Source organism: Coleofasciculus sp. FACHB-1120, assembly GCF_014698845.1.
Taxonomy (GTDB): domain Bacteria; phylum Cyanobacteriota; class Cyanobacteriia; order Cyanobacteriales; family FACHB-T130; genus FACHB-T130.
In genome coordinates this window covers 63494-87968 of record NZ_JACJTV010000007.1, presented here as the reverse complement: position 1 = coordinate 87968, position 24475 = coordinate 63494, and the positions used below count along the sequence as shown (strand labels likewise).

Annotated in this window: 20 protein-coding genes; 11 read left to right on the top strand and 9 right to left on the bottom strand. The window is 47.8% G+C overall.

The features are described 5' to 3' along the window. The first annotated feature begins 143 nt into the window (after positions 1-143). From trpD to H6H02_RS09465, 6 genes are all read left to right on the top strand, one after another. Complete coding sequence (gene trpD / locus H6H02_RS09490) at positions 144-1232, top strand: anthranilate phosphoribosyltransferase (protein ID WP_242040639.1); 1089 nt, start codon at positions 144-146, stop codon at positions 1230-1232. A 227-nt stretch (positions 1233-1459) separates the two neighbouring features. After that, the gene (gene carA, locus H6H02_RS09485; protein ID WP_190816930.1) at positions 1460-2611 is read left to right on the top strand and encodes a glutamine-hydrolyzing carbamoyl-phosphate synthase small subunit; all 1152 of its coding nucleotides are present in this window, start codon (positions 1460-1462) and stop codon (positions 2609-2611) included. Between the two features lie 243 nt (positions 2612-2854). Beyond that, positions 2855-3223 (top strand): anti-sigma factor antagonist, encoded by a 369-nt coding sequence (locus H6H02_RS09480; protein ID WP_190817085.1) that lies wholly within the window; start codon positions 2855-2857, stop codon positions 3221-3223. A gap of 357 nt (positions 3224-3580) precedes the next feature. Next, positions 3581-4000: a ribonuclease III domain-containing protein gene (locus H6H02_RS09475; RefSeq protein WP_347342593.1), complete on the top strand. Its 420-nt coding sequence runs from the start codon at positions 3581-3583 to the stop codon at positions 3998-4000. 376 nt (positions 4001-4376) lie between these two features. Beyond that, positions 4377-5396 carry a 23S rRNA (guanosine(2251)-2'-O)-methyltransferase RlmB gene (gene rlmB / locus H6H02_RS09470; protein ID WP_347342592.1) on the top strand — a complete coding sequence of 340 codons (1020 nt, stop codon included), beginning with the start codon at positions 4377-4379 and terminating at the stop codon, positions 5394-5396. A 61-nt stretch (positions 5397-5457) separates the two neighbouring features. Beyond that, positions 5458-5745, top strand: coding sequence for a DUF1816 domain-containing protein (locus H6H02_RS09465; RefSeq protein WP_190816924.1), 288 nt, complete (start codon positions 5458-5460; stop codon positions 5743-5745). Between the two features lie 357 nt (positions 5746-6102). Here H6H02_RS09465 and H6H02_RS09460 read toward each other — a convergent pair whose 3' ends face one another. Further along, entirely contained in the window at positions 6103-6954 is an 852-nt protein-coding gene (locus H6H02_RS09460; RefSeq protein WP_190816921.1) for an alpha/beta hydrolase, read from the bottom strand. 5 nt (positions 6955-6959) lie between these two features. Then, the gene (locus H6H02_RS09455) at positions 6960-7676 is read right to left on the bottom strand and encodes a CAP domain-containing protein (RefSeq protein WP_190816919.1); all 717 of its coding nucleotides are present in this window, start codon (positions 7674-7676) and stop codon (positions 6960-6962) included. A 525-nt stretch (positions 7677-8201) separates the two neighbouring features. Between H6H02_RS09455 and H6H02_RS09450 the strand changes: the two genes are divergently transcribed. Further along, complete coding sequence (locus H6H02_RS09450) at positions 8202-11351, top strand: PAS domain-containing protein (protein ID WP_190816917.1); 3150 nt, start codon at positions 8202-8204, stop codon at positions 11349-11351. 81 nt (positions 11352-11432) lie between these two features. On the opposite strand, the gene H6H02_RS09445 is transcribed toward H6H02_RS09450, so the two are convergent. Next, positions 11433-12221 (bottom strand): thioredoxin domain-containing protein, encoded by a 789-nt coding sequence (locus H6H02_RS09445; RefSeq protein WP_190817083.1) that lies wholly within the window; start codon positions 12219-12221, stop codon positions 11433-11435. 237 nt (positions 12222-12458) lie between these two features. Between H6H02_RS09445 and gatA the strand changes: the two genes are divergently transcribed. Both gatA and H6H02_RS09435 read left to right on the top strand, forming a co-directional pair. After that, positions 12459-13916 carry an Asp-tRNA(Asn)/Glu-tRNA(Gln) amidotransferase subunit GatA gene (gene gatA / locus H6H02_RS09440; protein WP_190816915.1) on the top strand — a complete coding sequence of 486 codons (1458 nt, stop codon included), beginning with the start codon at positions 12459-12461 and terminating at the stop codon, positions 13914-13916. A gap of 79 nt (positions 13917-13995) precedes the next feature. Continuing rightward, positions 13996-17541 carry a DNA polymerase III subunit alpha gene (locus tag H6H02_RS09435; protein WP_190816913.1) on the top strand — a complete coding sequence of 1182 codons (3546 nt, stop codon included), beginning with the start codon at positions 13996-13998 and terminating at the stop codon, positions 17539-17541. Between the two features lie 49 nt (positions 17542-17590). Here H6H02_RS09435 and H6H02_RS09430 read toward each other — a convergent pair whose 3' ends face one another. The 4 genes from H6H02_RS09430 to H6H02_RS09415 form a co-directional block, all read right to left on the bottom strand. Then, positions 17591-18796 carry a serine/threonine-protein kinase gene (locus H6H02_RS09430; RefSeq protein ID WP_190816911.1) on the bottom strand — a complete coding sequence of 402 codons (1206 nt, stop codon included), beginning with the start codon at positions 18794-18796 and terminating at the stop codon, positions 17591-17593. A 135-nt stretch (positions 18797-18931) separates the two neighbouring features. Then, positions 18932-19234 carry a TMEM165/GDT1 family protein gene (locus tag H6H02_RS09425; RefSeq protein WP_190816909.1) on the bottom strand — a complete coding sequence of 101 codons (303 nt, stop codon included), beginning with the start codon at positions 19232-19234 and terminating at the stop codon, positions 18932-18934. A gap of 80 nt (positions 19235-19314) precedes the next feature. After that, on the bottom strand, positions 19315-19641 hold the full coding sequence (locus tag H6H02_RS09420; RefSeq protein ID WP_347342591.1) for a TMEM165/GDT1 family protein: 327 nt from the start codon (positions 19639-19641) through the stop codon (positions 19315-19317). Positions 19642-19849: 208 nt separating this feature from the next. Beyond that, positions 19850-20200, bottom strand: a complete 351-nt coding sequence (locus H6H02_RS09415) for a YkgJ family cysteine cluster protein (RefSeq protein ID WP_190816905.1) — start codon at positions 20198-20200, stop codon at positions 19850-19852. 251 nt (positions 20201-20451) lie between these two features. On the opposite strand from H6H02_RS09415, the gene H6H02_RS09410 reads away from it, so the two are divergent. Continuing rightward, complete coding sequence (locus H6H02_RS09410; RefSeq protein ID WP_190817081.1) at positions 20452-20574, top strand: photosystem II reaction center protein Ycf12; 123 nt, start codon at positions 20452-20454, stop codon at positions 20572-20574. Between the two features lie 158 nt (positions 20575-20732). Here the strand turns inward: H6H02_RS09410 and H6H02_RS09405 are convergent, their stop codons facing one another. Beyond that, entirely contained in the window at positions 20733-22898 is a 2166-nt protein-coding gene (locus H6H02_RS09405; protein ID WP_190816903.1) for a DHH family phosphoesterase, read from the bottom strand. A gap of 89 nt (positions 22899-22987) precedes the next feature. Continuing rightward, a complete protein-coding gene (locus tag H6H02_RS09400; RefSeq protein WP_190816901.1) occupies positions 22988-23413 on the bottom strand; it encodes a hypothetical protein in 426 nt (141 codons plus the stop codon). 477 nt (positions 23414-23890) lie between these two features. On the opposite strand from H6H02_RS09400, the gene H6H02_RS09395 reads away from it, so the two are divergent. After that, a complete protein-coding gene (locus H6H02_RS09395) occupies positions 23891-24475 on the top strand; it encodes a hypothetical protein (RefSeq protein ID WP_190816899.1) in 585 nt (194 codons plus the stop codon).

Here is a 24475-nt window from a genome sequence, read left to right as displayed (position 1 = left end):
GTCTGTGCAATCTCAGTAAGATTACGGGAGAGAATTGTGCAGGACGTTGCTAGAGAGCTTGGCGATCCGATAAGCTTTTGCAAAATGCCTCTGAACTGAGTGCGCCACACCCAGACCTGTTAATGACTAATACTCCTTCACTGATGAGCCAAGATACTGCTGGGACGACAGGAGCGATCGCTTCTACCGACTCATCCATCTGGCCAAACTTGCTACAACAGCTACTCGATCGGCAATCCCTGCCTCATGACCAAGCCTCCTCTCTCATGCAGGCATGGTTAAACGAGGAAATTCCACCAGTGCTATCGGGGGCGATTTTAGCCGCCCTTCAAGCAAAGGGGGTTTCAGCAGACGAACTCGCGGGGATGGCTCAGGTGTTACAGTCCCAGTCTTCTCCACTCAGCCAACCCCTACAGTCCCCAGTCCTCAGCCCAGTTATTGACACCTGTGGAACTGGCGGAGATGGGGCATCAACCTTTAATATTTCGACAGCCGTTGCCTTTGTCGCCGCTGCTGCTGGCATCTCAGTCGCCAAACATGGCAATCGTTCGGCTTCGAGCAAAGTTGGCTCGGCGGATGTCTTGGAAGCGCTGGGAGTCAATCTGAATGCCAATAGTGAGAAAGCACAAGCAGCACTTGAGAAAGTCGGGATTACCTTTCTCTTTGCACCTGGTTGGCACCCAGCGCTGAAAGCGGTGGCACCGCTACGGCGAACCTTGAAAGTGCGGACGGTCTTCAATTTACTAGGTCCCTTAGTAAATCCGTTACGCCCCACCGGACAGATCATTGGTGTGTGCGATCCCAACTTGGTGGTGACGATTGCCCATGCTTTGGGGCAGTTAGGAACTCAGCAGGCAATTGTCCTGCATGGACGAGAGAAACTGGATGAAGCTGGGTTAGCAGACGCAACCGATTTAGCAGTGCTGTCTGGTGGTGAGGTACAACTGACAACGCTGCATCCCGAAGAATTAGGCTTGACACCAGCACCCACCACGTCGATTCGGGGTGGAGATATTGAGGAAAATGCCAAAATTTTGCGCGATGTCCTTCAAGGAAAAGGAACATCCGCGCAGCAGGATGTAGTGGCTTTGAATGCGGCGTTGGCACTCCAGGTTGGCGGCGCGATCGCAATGGGTAGCCATGTAGAGGGTATTGCGATGGCTAGAGAAATTTTGGGTAGCGGTACTGCTTGGTCGAAGTTGGAGCAGTTAGTTGAGTTTCTGAAAAATTAGCCATTCGCGAATTTTCTTTTAAACGGGCGGTGTCTAGATAGCCGTTCTCCCGTTCAATAAGGCATGGCAATGCCATGCCCTACTAATACAATGCCATCCCCCTTCAATTCGGATCTGCCAAATGCGATCGCATTCTCACACAACGCCCCGCCTGCCTTATCCCAACCGGCTGTGAGATGATAACTTAACCAAATAAGAACTAATTTCTAAAAACTAACCACTCCCTTATGCCTATTTCTTCTAATCAACCAGCGCTGCTCGTCCTTGCCGATGGCACGTCGTACAGAGGCTGGTCTTTTGGTGCCTCTGGAACGTCTATCGGTGAAGTGGTCTTTAACACGGGTATCACCGGCTACCAAGAAGTCTTGACAGATCCCAGTTACTGTGGTCAGATTGTCACCTTCACCTATCCAGAATTAGGCAACACTGGCGTCAATCTAGATGATGAAGAATCAAATGGTCCTCAAGTGCGGGGCGCGATCGCTCGTAACATTTCCTCCCGTCCCAGCAATTGGCGTTCCAGCCAGTCTTTGCCCGATTATCTCAAGCAACACAACATTCCAGGCATCTACGGCATCGATACCCGTGCCCTTACCCGGAAGATTCGCTCCTCTGGTGCCATGAATGGCGCGATTTCCACCGAAATTCTTGACCCCGTTGAATTGTTGGAGAAAGTGCAAGAAGCTCCCAGCATGGCAGGATTGAATCTCGTTCGAGAAGTGACGACTGCCAAGGTCTATGAGTGGTCTGACCCCACCGAGTCGAGTTGGGAATTTAGCCCTGGAATCCCCTCAGAAACCGGGGAACCCCTCACGGTGGTCGCCCTTGATTTTGGGATCAAACGGAACATCCTGCGGCGTCTGGCGAGTTACGGTTGCCGCGTGGTCGTGGTTCCCGCCAATACACCCCCCGAAGAAATTCTCAAACACAACCCGGATGGAATTTTTCTTTCCAATGGTCCCGGCGATCCCGCTGCTGTCACCGAAGGCATCGAAACCACCAAGGCACTGCTAGAAAGCCAAAAACCGATGTTTGGGATCTGTATGGGGCACCAAATTCTCGGTCTTTCGCTGGGGGCTGACACCTTCAAGCTCAAATTTGGTCATCGGGGCTTAAATCAACCCGCTGGTTTTGAGAACCAGCGAGTGGAGATTACCAGCCAAAACCACGGGTTTGCGATCGATGCGGATTCTTTAAATCCAGAAGTGCAAATTACTCACCTAAACCTGAACGACCGCACTGTGGCTGGGTTGCGGCACAAATCTCTGCCCTTCTTTTCCGTGCAGTATCACCCAGAAGCCAGCCCTGGTCCACATGATGCCGACTATCTGTTTGAGCAATTTGTTGAGCAGATGCGATCGCATAAGCGGATCTCCTAGACGCGATCGCATTGCCTGTTAAGACTCATTCGCGAGGATGTCTCCCTCTCTTCTCCCCCTCTTTGCGACTAAAGAGGGGAAGGGGTGAAGTTTGTCCCAGGTGACGTAGCAAGTCTGATGTCCTTGACTTATCAGCTTGACTAATCGTCAATGACTCAGGACTAATCACAACAAATGGGTATATCCGCGCATTGTGTTTTATAATAAAGCCTCGACTAAGGACAATCCAGCTAGGAGGGTGTTATTCCTGAGCCACTAACCCTAACTGTCAGCTTAAGAGGCACTCGCGAAGTTAGGGACAATTATCAACTATTCCGCCTCACAGGCTTATTGGATGCTTTTTCCGAACCCACATTTCGGAAAGTTATCAGCAAGTGTATTGAGGAAAGTCCCAGTAACATTGTTCTGGATCTTTCCAAAATTGATTTTGTTGATAGTTCTGGATTGGGCGCTTTAGTGCAGCTGGTGAAAAAGGCCCAAAGCCTTGAGGGTAGTTTGCAAATTGTTACAAATGCCCGTGTGACTCAAACTGTCAAGCTGGTTCGCTTGGAACAGTTTCTGTCATTGCAGCCTTCAGTCGAAGCGGCATTGGAGAATGTCAAGCCTGCTTGACCTAATACAGAAGCGCGATCGCGTAGCGGCGCGGATGCGCTCTTCGTGATGCCGCGATAACTCGGCTGATCGCACTTGAGGGGCGGGGGCTTGAGAACCCGCCCCAATCATTTTCAAAAGTCCTGAACGGGCAATGATGGGGAAATAAAAAGCAGCGGTGCAGAGGCTTAGGAGACACAGGGAACAGGTGATTACCGATTCCCCTTACCGAGTGCCTACTACCGATTCCCTATCACCTGGTTTTCAGGCAAAAGCATTAAGATCAACTAGAGGGCGAGGTAGGGCATAAATGTGAGTTCACAGGAGGAAGAGTGTTCAGATTGGCTGAATACTAACCCTGTACTGGGTCAAACCAAAATATCGTTGAACTCGACCTGGGCGATCGCACGCAGCAGTCAAATTCAGCAGATTTCCCCGGCGTCTTTAGCTTATCTAGGAGATGCCGTGTATGAACTTTATATCCGTAGTTTTTATCTACTGCCACCCAAGCGATCCCACGCTTATCATGACATGGTAGTGGCGCAGGTGAGAGCCGAAAGTCAAGCAAAAGCATTGCGATCGCTCGAACCCCACCTCACCAACACAGAATTAGAAATCTTGCGGCGAGGACGTAACGCTGCGGCAGGTCGTCCCAAGCGCCTTGATCCCGAAATTTATCAACAAGCTACCAGCTTAGAGACGTTGATGGGCTATCTTTACCTAACAGATCCCCAGCGATTGAACCAGCTGCTGAGCTACTTAGAGCTAAATCCACTTTCACAAGTTAAAGATTCTTAACAATATGGCCGATCAACATCGCCGCCCTCATCATCCGAACAGAGCCACTACCAGTCGAGGGAAGCCCATTCGAGCCAAGCGTGCCTTCCCAAAGCGGATTGGGGAAAATCGGATTGGGAAGCGAATTATAGAACACCGGACGCCCCAGGAGCGCTCTATCTCTGATAACGAGGATGCGAATTGGGATTCGCGCCCGGTTGGGAAGCACGAGCAAGTCAAGCCGATTCTTCAGCGTCGAGAGCGTCAGCAAATTCGTCCCGTCTCCCGCCACGAAGACTCTGACTCGACTGATACGCGCCGAGAGCGTCAGCAAATTCGTCCCGTCTCCCGCCACGAAGACTCTGACTCGACTGATACGCGCCGAGAGCGTCAGCAAATTCGTCCCGTCTCCCGCCACAAAGACACTGACTCGACTGATACGCGCCGAGAACGTCAGCAAATCCGTCCCGCCTCCCGCCACAAAGACACTGACTCGACTGATACGCGCCCGACAGACAACTTTAAGCCAAAGAAGTCGATTTCCAACCGGCACGAACGGGAGATCCCCAGAGGTCGTCCCCAGGACGAGGATCGAGCAGCAGCTGCCGCACCCGAAGAAGAAAGCGATCTGATTTATGGACGGCATCCTGTCCTCACCGCTTTGGAGAAGCATCGCCAGCTAAATCGGGTTTGGATACTGCCAAATTTGCGTTATGATTCCCGCTTTCACTCCCTCCTACTGAAAGCCAAGGAACGGGGAACGGTAATCGATGAAGTCAGCGCCCGCCGCCTAGAGCAAATTAGCCACGGGGGGAATCACCAAGGTGTAGTCGCTCAAGTCGCACCCTACGCTTACACTGACCTGAGTGAGTTAATCGCTAAGGCAAAATCCGTCTCAGAGCAGCCAGTGCTGGTGGTAGCGGATGGGATTACCGATCCCCACAATCTGGGAGCGATTATTCGCACGGCAGAAGCCTTGGGTGCCCAAGGATTGGTGATCCCTCAACGACGGGCAGTGGGAATCACCTCCGCCGTCATGAAAGTGGCAGTCGGAGCTTTAGAAACTTTTCCTGTTGCTAGAGTGGTTAACCTCAGCCGTGCCTTAGAAGAATTGAAAGCGGCTGGCTTTTGGATTTACGGCACCGCCGCAGGTGATGGTCAAATGTTACACACTACGCAATTTACTGGACCAGTAGTATTAGTAATTGGTTCTGAAGGTGAAGGATTGAATCTTCTGACCCAAAAGTGTTGTGACTTCTTGATTTCGATTCCGCTACAGGGAAACACCCCAAGCCTAAATGCCTCAGTCGCAGGAGGAATGGCTCTTTATGAAATCTATCGTCAGCGTTGGTCGAATCGGCTCTATTTGAATAACCTCACGAAAGAGGGTTTCAAAAAGAAAGATGACAGAATATAACAAAATGTAAAGAACTCCCTTTTAGAAGGCTGCTTTGTATCCCCTAAGATAGGCAAAGAACATGAAGGAATTTTTGATTAACATTCTCCACTTCTTTGGATGGGCTTGGTGGGTTGAGATTGTCACAGACAACCCCCGTTGTACTTACTACTTTGGTCCTTTCCTTCGCGCCCAGGAAGCTGATGGAACTAAAGCTGGTTATATCCAAGACTTGGAAGAAGAAGGAGCTAAAGGTCTTAAAGTCACGGTGAAGCGCTGTAAGCCAGAGAGGCTAACGATTTACGATGAGTCGGGGGAGCGTTTTGACCGCCAGAGAACAGCCACGTTTTTTAGCGGTCAGCCTTCTTAAGTTTTGAGCCGTTTAGCGGGTAATATCCCGATCTTTGGCACCTCACCCTCAACTCCTCTCGGTTAACCAGAGGGGTTGGAGGCGGGGTTAGATGCTTCTGGAATCTGGAAGATTAACAAAATTTGATTTGGATACCAAATTTGAACTGGCATACCCTCTAGTCAGAGCTAAGTCCAGGGTGTTTTCATCCAATCAAAGAAAATATCCAGGCATGGCGACATTTTGTAGGGGCATTGCTATACCCCTACCGCTAACCAAAATCAACGTTACAGAATTTTCGTTTAATCAATGAAACCACCCTGCTCTGGTCAGGGCTAAATTGCCTTGGTACAGGGTGAGGTGCCGATGGGATGGTATCTATACTCTCTCTGGCATTGTGACTTGCGGATGGCTATCGAGCCAGGAGTCAATATCCCGCAGTACCTGTTCGGGAATTTCCCAGGGAAATAAATGAGCGGTATTCGGGTAGCAATGCCATTGGCAATCCTTGAGGTGATGAGCCGTTTCTAAACTTGACTCAGGAGTGATGTGGCGATCGCTTGCTCCTGCCAGCATCAAACTCGGACACTGGATGTGCTGGATGTCTGGCAATCGGTTGTAACCAGCTCTCAGAGCAGTGTTGAGTGCCCGTGTTGCCGCCGCTGAGGTTTGCAGGTAAGCTGACATCGCTTCTAAGGCGAGGTAGCGGTAGGTGCCGGGAGTGTGTTGTCCGATCAGGTAGCGATAGAGCGATCGCTTCCCAAAGGTCTCGATATTCCACTCCCACCCAGGCTGTACCCGATTCACAATCGAAGCAACCCCCGTGTACAAATTATCCTGCCAACTGATTGGCGGATGATTCCCACGGGGGCGTGCTGCTGTGGCAATCAAAATCAAACCCGTGACTCGCTCTGGTAGCCTCAGCGCCAGCTCCATCGCCAAAATTCCTCCTAAAGACCATCCCAGTAATAGGCAACGCTCAATCTGGAAGCGGTCTAGAAGCGCCTCCAAATCGGTCAAATGGTCTTCCATCGTGAAATTTCCATTAATGCGACTGTTACCGTATCCCCGGAGGTCAGGAGCAAAAGTTTGGAATTTTTGGGATAAGTGGTTAGTGAAGACAGACATACTGCTGCCTAAACCCGGATGACCGTGTAGACAGAGAATCGGAAAGCCTTTTCCCTGGCACAGAACGCTGAGGAGATGAGATGAGGAGGACGAGTGATCCATGAAGCCTATTTCTCTTTATATCCTCCAGCATAGGTAATCACGCACATGGATTTATATTTTGCGTGAGACCCAAAAGCTACTCCGGCAACTCGGAAGGCGGGGTTGAAAATGTTTTTCCTGTGACCGCGATTCGGAACTCCATCATCAATGATTAACTGCATCACGATAGATTGAGCCGTGTCAGAGCCGTAACTAATATTTTCGGCTGCGGTGGTTTGCCAGGAACCGTAGCGGTTGATACGAGAAAACGGATCGCTGCGATCGCTCCCATTGTGACCGACCTTACCTTTTGGTCCTTGGTCTTTCACATGATCTCTAGCCCCCAATGACATCCCTTTCGATGCACTTAGAGGTGGGAGAGGACGAGTGGATTTCAGAAAGCGAATCGCTTCATCGACGGCTTTGACGCCTTCTTGGGTTTGTAAAAAGACATTTCCAGACATTCTGACTTGCTTACCCTGGAAGCGTTTTTTCCAATTCTCCAGCACGGCGGCATAGGCGGCGGGATTTTTCCGCGCCTGATTCATTTCAGCAATCACTGCTTGTTCTAGAGGTGAGAGCGTATTTGCCTGCGCCAACAACAGAGATCCTTCTTGAGCAAGACCAATGGGGACAATATTACCGCTAACATTTGCCACAGACTGCCGCGCTTGAACGATCCCAGGAAAGAATGTAGCGAGTAGGACGATGGGGGCAAATGCCCAAAATTGAATTCGACGCATAATTTACTTTAAGACTCGCTGTCACGAGTTGATAAACTGTCCGTATTAGATAAATAGACAGCACCCGACGAGAAAGTTTCCCCATTTTTGACCGCGAGGGGATCGCCTAAAATTTTCAGTGTTTGTGCTAACTGAGTTTCATTTTGAATCGCGTTACAGTCGATGTCATCGGTGCGATCGCGTACTACTTAGCCTTGAAGTTAGCTTGGAAGGCGCGTTCAGCAAGTTCGTATCATCTGACACAATAAAATTCTTGTGCTGAACTGATTCAGAATTTAGGGCGCTGGTAAGGTGTAGTGGTAGCAGGCCTATCACTTGTATTTGCCAGCGATAAAACTTATCTATATACGCAGAATTCTTCTCGTTTTTTTGCAATTCGTTATTTCAACAAATGTTACTAGCCTTTGTGTGAAGGGAACTCTAGATATTGAATCCTCTTTGTCATCATGCACTTTGGTATGCAGATGGGGAGGCTGAGAAGTCCCAGTATTAGATACTGCCCAGTGTAGGAACAACCCCTAATTCATGAAACAGCACTTCCCGGCTTTGAACCCTCTGAAGCACGATTGCCTTTGTTTCCGATTCATCGAAAACCTACCCTTGGCTGCTGCCATTCTCGATTGCAACCTCAACTATTTGCTGTTCAGCCAGCGGTGGTTGAGCGATTTGGGACTGGACCAACAGGCAATTATTGGGCGATCGCATCCTGAGGTTTTCCCCACGGACTGGGAACCACTACAGGCAGCATACCAACGCTGTTTGACCGAAGCAGTCGAGATGTTGGTTGAAGAACCGTTTCAGCGAACGGATGGCGCAACTGGCTGGCGCAAGTGGGAGATTCGTCCTTGGCAAGATGAAACCGGAGTGATGGGTGGCATCATCCTGGCAACCGAAGATATCACGGAGCGTAAACAAGCCGAGGCAGCTTTAGCTGTGAACGAGGCACGATTTAGAAATACCACCGCGAATCTACCTGGGGTGATTTTCCAGTTTACGAACCGGAACGATGTTTGGAAAGTAGATTATATGAGCGAAGGAATCTGGAATCTCCTAGGCGTGACGGCTGAGGTGGTGATGGCAGATTTCGGCGCGTTCATTCGTCAGGTGCATCCTGACGACTTAGAACGCTATTATGCGTCGGTCGCTGAAGCGATTGAGCAATCGATCCCTTGGCACTATGAAGGGCGATTAATCAAGCCGAATGGAGAGATACGCTGGTGGCAGGGTAGTTCTATCCCTACGAAAAACAATCAGGGTGAAATCATCTTCTGTGGGGTGCTGCTAGATATCACGGAGCGCAAGGAAGCGGAAGCAGCACTGAACCAAGGGAAGCTAGAGCTAGAACAACGAGTCGAGGAACGGACTCAGGAACTCCAAGCGGTGGTGGCACACCTGCAAGACGAAATTCGAGAACGAGAGCAGGCAGAAGCCGCTTTGAAAGAGAGCGAGGCAGAACTACAAGCGATTATCGATAACTGTCCGGCAGTGATTTATTTAAAAGATATTCAAGGACGGCACATTCGGGTTAATCGGGAATTTGAACGGTTATTTGGTATTACCAGAGAGCAGATCAAAGGAAAGACGAATTACGACTTGTTTCCCCAACAAACGGCTCAGCAATTTACACAGAACGACCGACGGATTCTGGCAGGGGGAAAAGCCATCGTCTCAGAAGAAGTTATCCCCCATGAAGATGGTTTGCATACATACGTTTCGGTGCATTTCCCGATTCTGGATGAGGATGGTGTGCCTTACGCGCTGGGTGGGATTTCGACGGATATTAGCGATCGCAAGCGCGTCGAAGACGAACGCAAACAAGCGGAAGCAGACCTGCGTGAACGCAATGCCATCTTAAACTCTATTTTGGAAAGTACACCAGACTTCATCTTCGTCAAAAATCAACAGGGGCGTTGTATCGCGCTCAACTCTAATCTGGCAAGCTTCTTTGCAAAGCCAATTGAGGAGATTCTTGGCAAAGACGATTCTGAACTGTTCCCTCCCGACCTTGCCCACCAAATCATGGCGAAAGACCGTCAGATTATGGAAGCAGGCGTTGCTGAAGCTTACGAGGAAGTTGTTTCTAATGGTGACATCAAAACCACCTTTTTAACGACAAAAGCTCCTTGGCGGGATGCTCAAGGTAATATTCTGGGTATCGTTGCCATAACAAGGGATATTAGCGATCGCAAACGGGTAGAAGATGCCTTGCGATTGTCCGCGCAGCAGCTAAAAGAGCAAGCACAGCGTGAACAGTTAATTAATCGCCTCACCAACCAAATTCGCAATTCTCTTGACTTTGATGCCATCTTAGAAACAACATTGCACGAAATCCAGCAAGTCCTTCAGACCGATCGGTGTCATCTTGGCTGGTATCACGGCAATGTAGAGGAGCCGTACTGGGAAATTTCCCCGGAAGTTCGTCATGCTCACCTACCCGATTTGACCGGACGCTATCCCGCATCGGCATTTGGTGTGTTAGCGACCAAACTTCTGAAGCTGGAACCCTTACGGATAGAAGATATCGAAACGGTAGAAGATCCCACTTGGCGAGAATTTGTACGCACTCTAGGAATGCGAGCAGTGCTTGGTATCCCCGTTCAGTTGCCTGGGGGGATGGTTGTCGCAATTTGCTGTAGCCACAGCACCGAGCCGCGTCTTTGGAACGATAGCGAGGTGGAGTTGTTACAGGTCGTGATTGAGCAGTTTGCGATCGCGCTCAACCAAGCAGATTTGTACAATCAAACCCGTACTAAAGCGCAGGAGTTAGAGCAAACGCTCAAGGAACTCCAGCAGACTCAGGCGCAATTGGTACAAACCGAAAAAATGTCCAGTCTGGGACAGTTAGTGGCTGGGGTTGCCCATGAGATTAACAACCCCGTCAACTTCATCTACGGCAACCTCACTTATGCCAACGACTATATGCAAGACTTGCTGAGGTTGCTGGAACTGTATCAAACGCACTATCCGCAGCCGCATTCAGAAATTCAGGAAGAAGCTGAAGCAATTGACCTAGAATTCCTGATGCAAGACCTGCCCAAGCTGCTATCGTCGATGAAAGTCGGAGCTGAGCGAATTCAAAAGATTGTGTTGGCACTCCGCAACTTCTCGCGCATGGATGAGGCAGAAGTGAAACCTGTCAACATTCACGAAGGAATTGACAGCACGCTGACCATCCTGCACAATCGCCTGAGAGATAAATCCGAACGTCGCGGCATTGAAATCATCAAGGAATACGGAGATTTGCCCTTGGTGGAATGCTACGCCGGTCAGTTGAATCAGGTGTTTATGAATGTGCTTTCCAACGCGATGGATGCTCTAGACGAACGGGACGCACAGCGATCGCCTGAGGATATCAAAGAAAATCCCAGCCGCATCACCATTGATACCCAGTTACTCAACCCCCAGCAGGTACAAATCCGCATCGCTGACAATGGACGGGGGATGACTGAAGCGGTTAGAAAACGCCTGTTTGAACCTTTCTTTACCACCAAGTCGATTGGTAAAGGCACCGGATTGGGCTTGTCTATCAGCTACCAAGTGGTCGTCGAAAAACATGGTGGTCAACTGGAGTGCATTTCTTCTCCCAGTAAGGGAGCCGAGTTTCTGATTACACTGCCTTTAGTTACCAAAGGGACAGCCTCTCTGGAATCTGGCATTCTTTCAACTCAGAACTAAATGACTGAGGCTGTCAGAAGCCCTCAAAGGCAATGAACGCTTAAAACGCTCAATCCAGATTCAATCTTGGTGACACCGGAATTACTTGGCAGCAGTGAGTAGATTTTCCATATCTGACAGTTGGATAGGGCCGGAGAACGTCTCAGTATCGATCAAGAAAAAGGGAGTGCCTGCAAGCCCTAAACTCTCGGCTAGCTGAATATCCTGTCCAATCGCAGCACTAGCAGCATCGCTGGCGCGATCACGGTTAAATTGCTCTAAATCCAAATTGAGTGTTTGGGCAATCTCCACATACAACTCCTCGCCCAATTTGTCTTGCTTGGCAAATAAAGCATCATGATATTCCCAGAATTTACCTTGCTGCTCTGCCGCCCAAGCCGCTTTAGCCGCTGGCATGGCTTCCGCATGGATCGGAGCGAGAGGAAAATGCTTGTAAGCTAAAGTCACTTCATCCGGATGCTTTGCGATCAGCTCCTTTAGCGTGTCATGCGCTTGGGCACAATAAGGACATTGGAAGTCTGAAAATTCGATTAGCACAACCTTTGACGACTCGGTTCCCGTCGTCGGAGAGGCACCAATCACTGCCTTGGGGTTAGTCTTGAACTCCTGCAAAAATGACTGCTGAGCTTGGCTTAGCTTCTGTTGTTGTTGTTGCTGATATGCCTGAACCGACTCCAGAACTACTTCTGGGTGCTGACGAATCACCTGCAAAATTTGCTCTTCCAATCGAGGACTAATTTGGGTAGCGGCTTGCACTGGAAGTGTCCAACCGAAAAATGTTAGAGACAATAGCAATAGGGTTGCGAGTCTCAATACTTTCTGAGCGAGAAAGCGCATGGGAGCGATCGCGCAAAACTGAAATCGACGCATAATTGACCTGGCGCGTGTGATTGACACGATCCAGTATGCTCGAATTGGAAGGTAATTGGGCAAGGTTGGGGAAGCGCTGTTTTCTATAAAACAACCTTCGGATCGGCATTTCAGGGTTTGCCAAACTTCCTTGCTAAAATTTCTAATTCCAAAGAATTGCTGAATTAACCATCGCGTCTAAACCACGACCTATACTAAATATCTGGACTTTGAGTCACTATAAGGTAGAAGCAAAGCATGGCATCCATCCGCGAGTTGCACAAACAACTCATTAGTAAAGAACGCTCCGCTGTAGAACTTACTCAAGAAGCTTTAGACCGCATTCAGGCACTAGAGCCGAAATTGCATAGTTTTTTGAGCGTGACAGCAGAGAGAGCATTAGAACAGGCTCAGGCTGTGGATGCCAAAATCGCTGCTGGTGAAGAAATTGGGCCGCTGGCTGGCATTCCCATTGGCATCAAGGACAATCTCTGTACCCAGGGGATTCGCACCACTTGCGGTTCCAGGATTTTGGAAAATTTTGTCCCCTCCTACGAGTCAACCGTGACCCAAAAACTGGCAGATGCTGGTGCGGTGATGGTGGGCAAAACGAATATGGATGAGTTTGCGATGGGCAGTTCTACGGAAAGCTCTGCCTATCAAGTCACCGCCAACCCTTGGGATTTACAGCGGGTGCCGGGAGGATCGTCTGGCGGTTCGGCGGCAGCGGTGGCGGCAAGAGAGTGTGTGGTGTCTCTTGGTTCCGATACAGGGGGGTCTATCCGTCAGCCAGCGTCTTTCTGCGGTGTTGTCGGGTTAAAACCGACTTATGGGCTGGTTTCCCGTTTTGGTCTGGTTGCTTATGGGTCTTCTTTGGACCAAATTGGGCCATTTGCGCGGACAGTCGAAGATGCGGCAATTTTACTAGGAGCGATCGCGGGTTACGATCCCAAGGACTCCACCAGTCTCGACGTTAAAATACCCAACTACGCCAAATCCCTGCGACCTGACCTTAGACCTAGAGGTCAGCTGAGAGTAGGTTTTATTAAAGAAACTTTTGGCGAAGGTGTAGACTCCTGCGTCTGGCAGGCAGTTACAAAAGCGATTGAGCAGCTGCAAGACTTAGGAGCCGAAATTCAAGAAATTTCCTGTCCTCGCTTCCGCTACGGTTTGCCTACCTATTACATCATTGCTCCTTCTGAGGCATCCGCCAATCTCGCCCGTTACGACGGCGTGAAGTATGGCTTCCGGACGCCTGACGCGGACAATCTATTGTCAATGTATACTCAGACTCGCTCCAGTGGTTTTGGCACCGAAGTCAAACGGCGGATCATGTTAGGCACTTATGCGCTCTCGGCGGGATATTACGACGCCTACTATCTCAAAGCGCAAAAAGTCCGCACTTTGATTAAACAAGACTTCCAGCGGGCTTTTGAAAGAGTTGATATTTTAGTGTCTCCCACTGCTCCTACCACCGCATTCAAAGCAGGGGAAAAAACAGAAGATCCCTTGAGTATGTATTTAAATGACCTGATGACGATTCCTTTGAATCTCGCAGGTTTGCCTGGATTGAGTTTACCTTGTGGATTCGATGACCAGGGATTACCGATTGGCATACAGATGATGAGTAATGTGTTGCGAGAAGATTTGCTATTGCAAGTCGCTCATGCCTATGAGCAAGCAACCGATTGGCATCTACGCACCCCAAAACTCTAGATAGGTAACGGGTAATCGGTCGTTGTTTATTCACATTACTGATTACCCATTTCCCATTCCCTATTAGCGATTACCAAATATGTCTTTTGTTGGTTTGCACGTTCATAGTGATTATAGTTTGCTGGATGGTGCCAGTCAGTTACCAGAACTGGTCGATCAAGCATTGAAATTGGGGATGCCTGCGATCGCGCTCACGGATCACGGTGTTATGTATGGCGCGATTGAGCTAATAAAAGTTTGTCGCGGCAAAACAATTAAGCCAATTATTGGCAATGAAATGTATGTCGTGAATGGTGATATCGAAGAACAAAAGCGCGGTAGAAAAAAATATCACCAAGTTGTTTTAGCGAAAAATACAAAAGGCTATAAAAATTTAGTTAAGTTAACGACAATTTCTCATCTCAAAGGTTATCAGGGAAAAGGTATTTTTGCCCGTCCTTGTATCAACAAAGAATTATTAGCTGAATACCACGAAGGTTTAATCGTCACCAGTGCTTGTTTGGGCGGCGAAATCCCCCAAGCAATTCTTCAACGCCGACCCGATGTGGCTCGCAGAACTGCCCAGTGGTATAAAGATGTTTTCGGTGACGATTTTTATTTAGAAATTCAAGATCACGGTTCTCAAGAAGACCGAACAGTTAACGTTGAGATTGTAAAAATTGCACGGGAACTAGACATTAAAATTGTTGCGACAAATGATTCCCATTTTATTTCCTGCAACGATGTCGAAGCTCACGACGCCTTGTTATGTATTCAGACCGGAAAACTGATTTCTGAAGATAATCGGATGCGCTACAGCGGTACTGAATATCTGAAGTCCGCTGATGAGATGAAATATCTGTTTCGAGATCATCTACCGGACGACGTAATTGAGGAAGCGATCGCAAATACCCTAGAAGTCGCAGACAAAGTTCAACCTTACAACATCCTTGGTGAGCCTCGTCTTCCCGATTATCCCATCCCAGCCGACTACACCGCCGATACTTTTCTCGAAGATGTTACCTGGAAAGGTCTTTTAGAACGGTTTGGTTATCGCTCTCGTGCTGAAGTCGATCCCATCTACAAAGAGCGGCTGGAATATGAGTTGAAAATGATGCAACAGATGGGATTTTCAACTTACTTTTTAGTTGTTTGGGACTATATCAAATATGCCAGAGATAATAACATTCCTGTGGGGCCTGGTCGCGGTTCTGCGGCAGGTTCTCTAGTTGCTTATGCCTTAAAAATTACTAATATCGATCCTGTCCATCATGGGTTACTATTCGAGCGATTTTTGAACCCCGAACGGAAATCCATGCCGGATATTGATACAGATTTCTGCATTGAACAACGGGACAAAGTGATTGAATATGTCACCCAAAAATATGGCACGGATAGGGTGGCGCAGATTATTACCTTTAACCGCCTCACGTCTAAAGCTGTCTTAAAAGATGTCGCCAGAGTGTTGAATATTCCCTATGGGGATGCAGACAAAATGGCAAAGCTGATCCCAGTGGTGCGAGGTAAGCCAACAAAACTCAAGGTGATGATTTCGGATGATACCCCCGCACCAGAGTTTAAAGAAAAATACGAGAATGACCCCATCGTTCGCCATTGGCTTGATATGGCGATACGAATTGAAGGAACGAATAAAACTTTTGGGGTACACGCAGCGGGAGTCGTGATTTCAGCAGAACCTTTAGATCAAATTGTGCCGCTGCAACGAAATAACGACGGCTCAGTCATTACCCAGTATTTCATGGAAGACTTGGAATCACTGGGATTATTGAAGATGGACTTTCTGGGGTTAAGGAACCTAACCATGATCCAGAAAAGCATCGATCTAATTAAGCAAAATAAAAATATTACGCTCGATCCCGATCAACTCCCACTGGAAGAAAGAAAAGCTCAGAAAATCTTAGCCAAAAGTGAAGTAAAAAAATTACCCCTAGATATTCAGAAAACCTACGAAGTCTTAGAAAAAGGTGAATTAGAAGGCATCTTCCAATTAGAATCTTCCGGGATGCGGCAGATTGTACGTGACCTAAAGCCTTCCAGCATCGAAGACATTTCCTCCATTCTCGCTCTCTATCGACCGGGGCCATTAGATGCGGGTCTGATTCCCCTATTTATTAACCGCAAGCATGGTAGAGAAGAAATCAAGTATGTCGATCCCTTATTAGAGCCAATTCTGCAAGAAACCTATGCTGTTCTTGTTTATCAAGAACAAATCATGAAAATGGCTCAGGATTTAGCAGGATATTCTCTAGGCCAAGCAGATTTATTGAGAAGATCGATGGGCAAAAAGAAGGTTTCGGAAATGCAAAAGCATCGAGAAGCCTTTATTGATGGAGCTGCTAAAAATGGGGTAAAAGAAAAGATTGCTGAAGATTTATTCGAGCAGATGGTTAAATTTGCTGAATATTGCTTCAATAAATCCCATTCAACTGCTTATGCTTATGTAACTTATCAAACGGCATATTTAAAGGCAAATTTTCCAGTTGAATACATGGCGGCGCTGCTGACTTCTAACAGTGGCGACCAGGATAAGGTGCAAAAATACATCACCACTTGTTTGAGTATGAATATTCAAGTGGAGCCGCCGGATATTAATCGATCGGGGGTTGATTTTACACCGCTGCAAACTAGTATTTTATTCGGATTGTCGGCAGTCCGAAATGTCGGAGAAGGGGCGATTCGGTGCCTTTTGGCAGCACGGGAAACTGGGGGCAATTTTAAGTCTTTGGCTGATTTGTGCGATCGCGTGGATCTTCGTACAGTTAACAGCCGCGCTTTAGAAGCTCTAATCAAATGCGGTGCGTTTGATACCCTCGAACCCAACCGACAGCAATTAAGCAAAGACCTTGAGCTGGTTCTCCCTTGGGGACAAAACCGCGCCAAAGACCGAGCCAGCGGTCAGGGAAATCTCTTTGACTTTGGAAACGCGACAACAGAAAGTAGCTTTGAATCTGCTCCCAAGGCTTCAGCGGTGCCTGATTTTTCTGACAAGGAAAAGTTAGATTTTGAGAAAGAACTGCTAGGCTTCTACGTCTCTGACCATCCCCTCAAATCTGTACGGAAATCCGCTCAAATTCTCGCTCCGATTAATCTTAGCGAACTCAGCGACCAGCGGGAGGATACTACTCTTAGCGCCATTGTGATCGTCAGCGGGATCAAACCCATAGTCACCAAAAAGGGCGATCGCATGGCAATCTTGCAAATCGAAGACTTAACAGGCCAATCTGAAGCCGTCGTCTTCCCGAAAACTTACGAACGCATTCACTTACATCTGGTCGTGGATAATCGCTTGATTATTTGGGGAAAAGTAGACAGGCGAGACGATAAAACTCAGCTAATCGTTGAGGATACAGAACCCATTGAACAAGTGCGGATGGTGATGGTAGAACTGACACCTCATCAAGCGGGTGACATTGCGGAACAGCGTCGCTTGATGACCAATCTCCAGGAACACTCAGGGGATAAAGACAAAGCAAATGTCCCGGTGATTGCAACGGTGAAAGGAGGACAGCGGCACTTAACCGTTCGCCTCGGTCGTCAATTCTGGGTGCAAGACCACAACACGGCTGTCGAGGCGCTCAATTCGGCTGGGTTTCCGGCTCGTGTTCAGCCTCTGATGACTGTTTGAGATTGTTTAATTGATGGCGGTGCCTTCCAAAACCGCCATCCCCAAAGCGCTAGCTCTGAGGAGGCTTTTTGGGTGTTGGAGATCCCAGAAATTGACTTTTTAGCTCCTCTAATTCCAAATCGACTTGCCGCTCGCCATGATTTTTAGATTTAGTCGGATTTGGGGATGGAGGTTGTGAGGAAGCTGATTTTTGATTTTCGTTTTTAGAGGTGCCACCACCCATTATTTCGGCTTTTAAAGCCTCTAATTCAACATCAATTTGGCTTTTGGATAGGTTAGCAGGCGTGTTAGCAACGGGTGGTGTCACCGGCGATGATTTGACTGGAGGCTTGGCAGGTGTCGCCGGTGTCTGAGAGATTACCGTTACTACTTGAGCTGACGGAGAATTCAGGTCTTTAAGGACTGCTTCTGCTGATTGATAGCGCCGACTGGGAGCTGTTTCCAGCATTTTGTCCAGAATTTTTCCCAGAGAATCGCTAACTTTAGAGGTTAAATATTGCCGCCAAATCCAAGCGTCTTCGTTAATATCGTACAAGTCAAACGGAGAGCGCTGAGTTAATAGATGAATGCAGGTGACGCCTAAACTATAAATATCGCTAGCAAAAGAAGCTCTGCCTCTGGCTTGCTCTGGTGCCACATATTCAGGGCTGCCAATGCTGGTTCCCGTCTGGTTGAGGGCGTTGGCGGTGGCAACTTTAGATGCGCCGAAATCAACCAGAACCAGCTTGCGATCGCGACTTCTGCGAATAATATTTTCTGGCTTAATATCTCGGTGAATCACTTGTTGGCTGTGGACAAATTGCAGCACTGACAATAAATCACTCAGTAACTGACGAATGTGAGCTTCGCTAAAAGCACCCACCTGTACCAATTCTTGGGCTAAGTTTTGCCCATCGATAAACTCTTGCACCAAATACTGGCGGTCATCTTGAGTAAAATATGCCAGTAATTCAGGAATCTGGGAATGTTTACCCAGTTCATCCAGCCGCATCGCTTCTTGGTTAAATAACTCAACTGCCTTTTTAACCGTGCTGGTGCCTTGGGCTTGCGGGTAAAACTGCTTGATTACGCAGCGCGGTTTAGAAGGTTTGTCTTCATCCACTGCCAAAAAAGTTCTACCAAAACCGCCTTGCCCAATCGGTTTAATGGCACGGTAGCGGTCTTTGAGCAGCAACTTAGTGCCACAAGTCAGGCAAAACTTTGTATCAGAGGGATTTTGAGGATTTGGGCAAGCTGGATTGAGGCAATAGCTCATAGTGGGAAGCGCTGCAACTGACTAAATCTATGTTGACACTCCTAGAGCGAAAGCCCGATTTTTTTCCATAAATTAACGCTTTTGCGCCTGGAAGTTTTCTTACCAGTCTAAAATCCCAAATCTAAAACCTGACATTTACGGTTTCTCTTCTAAATCTTCTTGCACGTCGGTATCAGGCCACAACAAGCGGACGGCAATCAAGGCAAATCCAATGGCTGCGATCGCTTTGAGTAACCGCGCAGGCAACAGCACCGCCACGCCTTCTCCAGCAATGACTCCCAGGAAGCTAGCCAGCAGCAGTGCGGCGATCGTTCCGAGAAACACGGCACGAGGAGATTTAGAACTGCCACTGAGCGCGATCGCTGCCAATTGGCTCTTATCGCCAATCTCTGCCAAAAATACCGTGATGAAACTAATTCCGAGAAGATGCCAATCCATAGTTGAAGGTTGGAAGGGTTAAAGATTGAAGCTTTTGAATCGCTGACAGGTTGAACTTCACAACTTGCCAACCTTGCAACTTAAAAATGCACGACATCCCACAGCAGCATCACAGAAACAAAGAGCAAACACGCTCCCGCTGCCATGTCCAAGGTTTTAGGAGATAGCCTGGTTGCCAGCCAACGCCCCAACAATACACCGACTAAGCTTGTGGCAATCAGTGCCATCGCCGCACCCGCAAACACCAACCACGGCGACTGAGATTCTGCACTCATTAGCAGCGTTGCCACCTGAGTTTTATCCCCCATTTCTGCCAAAAAGATCGTCAAGAACGTGGAGCTAAAGACTGTCCAAGGCACCCGCTGGAAAAGCTTCACTTTTGGCTTTTGAGATTTAGAATGGCTAATCCTTGAAGAGGGTGAAGGCGCTGGTTCAACGTCAGGTACCTGGGCGCTAGGACGCTCTAAGGCAGGCAGGCTAGGAGGCAGTGCAGAAAGTTTCACTATTGAGTTAGGCTCAACGCTAGCTAATTTTCATATTCTTTTCATTTTCTCAGAATATGGCGCAAATATCAACCTTTGGTTGCTTGCAAAAGATTTAAGTTCCTAATCTGTCTTAAAAGCCAACTTCCTGGTTAAATCGGATCATTTCTAAAGAGCGATCGCCATAAACGCCTTCAATCTGTTCGCGGCAACACTCAACCGCAAAGTCATTGAGTTCCTCTGGCTCAATGCCGTACAATTCTTCAAAAACATCTGCCTGCACCCGACAAAAACGAGGACGATCTAGATAAATCTGACATTCTCGCGTCTCGCGATCGAAATTCACACACCATCCCCCTTCGCCGACCATGCTCAGATATAGCTGTAACTCCTCCGGCGTGAGATATTGATCTAAGTCAGGGCGATCTGCTGGATCGAGATGACAGCAGGCTCCACATTGCTTAACACAGCGCCAAGTCGGCATTGTTCAAAACCATCTTTCAAAAAGTTCTCGTCTCTTCAGTTTAGACGCGATAAATCGTGCCTTGGAGAGAGGTTTTTCCTTGCCATCTGCAAGAAACGACTTCCTGAGGGTTTTTTGTCATTGTTTATACTTTTGTAAAGTTCTTTAAATAAAAGACGCGATCGCTGGGTAAGATTAGATGGCAAAATTTGCCAATTAGCTATTCAAATCAACACATTGTAAATACCCGTAGAAAGGCAGGACAAATGGAGATTTTCAGCAGTTTAAGCGGCATCAACTGGGAAGTCATTGCTCAGCTAGGCTTTGTGGCGGTAATTATGCTTGCTGGCCCAGCAGTTATCTTCGTGCTGGCATTTCGAGGCGGCGACCTCTAAAATCCCGGTATTTTGACACAAAATCGTATTTTTAATGCAGAGTAACGCCAAGGATAGCGCAGAGTAACGCCAAGGATAAGCAGATAGCTTTGCGTATCTTGGCAAATCCCTTTGCGTTACTTTGCCTTAAAAAATCTTATCTCGCTTTCTCAGAAAACTTAGGTATTTTTTCCCGGTATATCCAGCGCTTGCATCGCTGCCTTAATCAATGGATAAAACGGAGGTTTCGTCACATCAACCTCTTTGGCGTCTTCCCGCATAATTCCGAGTAAACCCGTTCTGTGTCCTTGCTGAATCGCCAGAACTTTGCCTTCGGGATTTCTAATTCTTAACTCTTTTAAAGACTCAGAAAGGCTACAAGTGTAGCGGCGCTGGTTGTAGTGAAACTCAGCTTTCAAGCCTGGGGAGAAGGACAATTGATGAGGTTCCCCTGTGGAACGTCGCAGACCCACTAACTCCAGTTGGATCGTGGTGTTGCCATTCCAGGTATTTTGGCGCAGTTTGTAGGCGATATCGACCCGCGACGGTAAAGGGTAATAATTTCCCCATCGCCAAGCGATCGCATCGATTTTCCGAACCTGATTCCCGTTATCCCCCGCTTCTTGCAATTTCAATTTGACGTGACCTTTCCCAACAGTTTTTTGCTCAACCACGCGGACATTCGGCGTCCAGAAAACGGGATCGGCGTTTTCAATCCCGCACGGGTGGAGGGCATCAATCTGTTGATACAGGTCGAGATTAATCTCGTTGAGGTTCGCCTGAACGTCAATCTTGAGTAGTGGCTTGAGGTGTTGGGGTTCCAGACACTGATGAGCAAAAAGGCTAAGACGCGATCGCAATGCGGGGAGATTTTCGGCTGGCATCGAAAATCCCCCCGCCGCCTTGTGTCCGCCAAATTTCCCTAGCAAATCCTGACAAAACTGCAAAGCTTCAAATACGTGAAATTCAGGAATTCCCCGCGCCGAACCCCGGACGTGATGCTCATCTTCATAAGTTCCGATAAACACCGGCACGCCATAGCGTTCCACCAAACGCGAGGCAACAATTCCAATTACGCCATGATGCCATCCCGGTTGAACCAGCACCAACACCCGTTCTTGCTGGAAGTCAATCGACTTATCTGGAATTTGAGATAAAACCTCACTGGCAGAATTTAACTTTTTATTCGGGGTTGCAATAATCTGGGTTTCTTCACACCAAGTAACAGCATCCCGTTCAATCTCTTCACAGAGTTGCTGTCGGTGTTTGTTAATTTGTTCGCACTGCATCGCCCGTTCCAGTGCGATTCCCATATTATCAGTTATCAGCAATTCAATCACCGTCTGCGGGTCGGCAATCCGTCCCACAGCGTTAATTCTGGGTCCCAGACGAAACCCAATATCCTCTGGCTTTAAGGATTGTGGATTTGGGATTTTAGATTTTGGAGTTTCCGCTTCGCTGTTCTCTGTGCCTTTCTCTGTGCCTTGAGGTACACCCGCTATCTGAATCAGCGCCTGAACTCCCGCTAGTTGAGAATTCGGTAATTGTTGCAAACCCCGCTTCACCCAGCGGCGGTTTACTCCGGTTAACGGTGCTAAATCGGCAATAGTTCCGAGGGTAAAGAGTTCTAATAGTGGCTTCACCAATCCCTTCGTTTGCCCCATCTGTTGGGCGAGGGTGACAGCCAAGATATAAGCAACGCCGACGCCCGCCACCCCGCGATAAGGGGAGGATTCTCGAATCAGCTTGGGATTGAGAATGGCATCCGCCGGAGGCAGTTTTTCGGGAATATCGTGATGATCGGTGACAATGACTTTGACACCCAGCTGCCGTGCCCGATCGATCGGTTCAAAAGCAGAAATGCCGTTGTCTACCGTTAAAATCAGCCAAACGCCTTCCCGGTGAAATTCTTCAACAATCCGGCGATTAATCCCGTAGCCTTCACTCATGCGGCTGGGAATGGCATAATCCACCTGCGCCCCTAACCACCGCAGTGCCCGGAGTAATAGCGCGGTGCTGGTCATTCCATCTGCATCGTAGTCTCCGCAGATCGCAATTTTGTGCTGGGATGCGATCGCTTCTTGCAACAACTCCACACTCATTGCCAAGTCGGGAAATTCTTCCAACGGTGAGGGCAAAACCTGAGATTCTGGATCTAGGAATGCTTGCGCCTCTTCTGGCGTCTCAATGCCTCGGTTAATCAGTACCTGACTCAACAGTGGTGAAAGACCCGTCGTTTTAGCTAACTGTTGGGCTAGTTCGTCTCGTACTGGAAATATTTGCCATCGATGATTGGGCAATCGGGCAGGACGAGGGGATGATTCTGAATGAGGACGATCTTGCACAGGCGTCGTATTTCCAGCAGTCTGGCTCAGCCCATCCTATCAGTTTTAATTCGTTAAATGACTGGGTCTCTAAGGATATGCGATCGCTTTTAATAAACAGCAACCCGACCGTCATCTCTGAGATAAATTGTGCGATCGCCTGGTGGACGCCCACCGGGACGGACTTCGATTCGTAAAGTTCTAGCATTCGGTTTAGAAAGTCGCATTCCCAGCGGCAAACCCGTTGCATCCCACAGCAAAAGTGATAGATTCGGGTCTGTACCTCCTCCCCTAACGAAAGACACCACTTGTCCGGGATTAAGGGGAATCGGATCTGTACCCACTACCTTCTGCATCTGAACCAAACTCGATGTCAGGTTTACTACCTCATAGGTGATGCGTTGTCCCGGTACGAACTGTAGCGGGGCTGGGGGGCACTTTGCCGCACAAGTTCCAGCCGAAGCTGGTTGAAGGCGTGCAGCGGCACCGAGAATAAAACCAGCTGCTACCAATGAAGTAAGTAAAATTTTATACATTAAATTTGGCAGTTTAACGATTAGAGAAGCCCCAGACTTTAAGCTCCTATACTAAAATTTTGTAACATATTTATCTAAATTTCAACAGATAAAGCCAGTTCTCAGACTATTTTGTCTGGTTTAGACACACCTAATGTTTATTAACGAACTACGCATATTTACTGAGTAAATTTTGAAACTTACAACAAAAAATTAACGAGTTAAGGCTTAGATTACCAGCAACACCATCTTTAAATCGCATATTAAATTGCATAGATAAGTGACACTTAAACGTGCTAACTAAGATGCGTTTCACCAGAAAAAGCGACTGTGAACTAGCTCTAAACAATAGTTAAAACTATATAGAAATTGCCAAGATGAAGCCAAAAAAACTGAGCCATTAGTAATTGAAAAACTAACTCAGTAATTTTTTAATATCAAAGAGTATGAGCTTCGTCTTGCTAAGTAATTTCCCTCACAAATTTACTAAAAAACATTATGCTTGTTTCAACCTTTGAACTTCTGGTAAAGTCCCAATTACCAAAAAATCTGCCTTCACCGCTACCGAATAACCTTGAAAAACTTAGTCGTACAGTAATTCAAGGTTATTTCTTAACCCTGGCGAATACTACCAGCTCAACTGTAAAAGTGTCTCTTGTGTTTACAGCGGTCTCTCCGGCTATAGACATTGAGAAAACTTTCGTTTTTTTGGATGTTGAAGGGGTAAATATTCCGGGCGATCTGATCCCGGATACAGCTCCCAATAAGGCAAGATTCACGATAACGATTCCTGCGAATGACACAGGTTTATTCATCTTGCAACCAGATATTTTGAAGACAGGCAAAGATAGTAAAACTCTACTAGATACTGCCGACTTTGAGCTTCGGGGTTATGTAGAAATCTTCATGTCTTCTCTGTCGAAGTCTAAATCAGCAAAGCTTCTATTAACACCCGAACACCGAGGGACATTCTTTAAGAATTTAAAGGATGCCGATCCTCAGCTCGATCAAATTGTTTACAGCCTCCCTACAGCCAATGGTGGATCTCTTTTCAATCTAAAGAATTCCAACTCTGAGGATTGA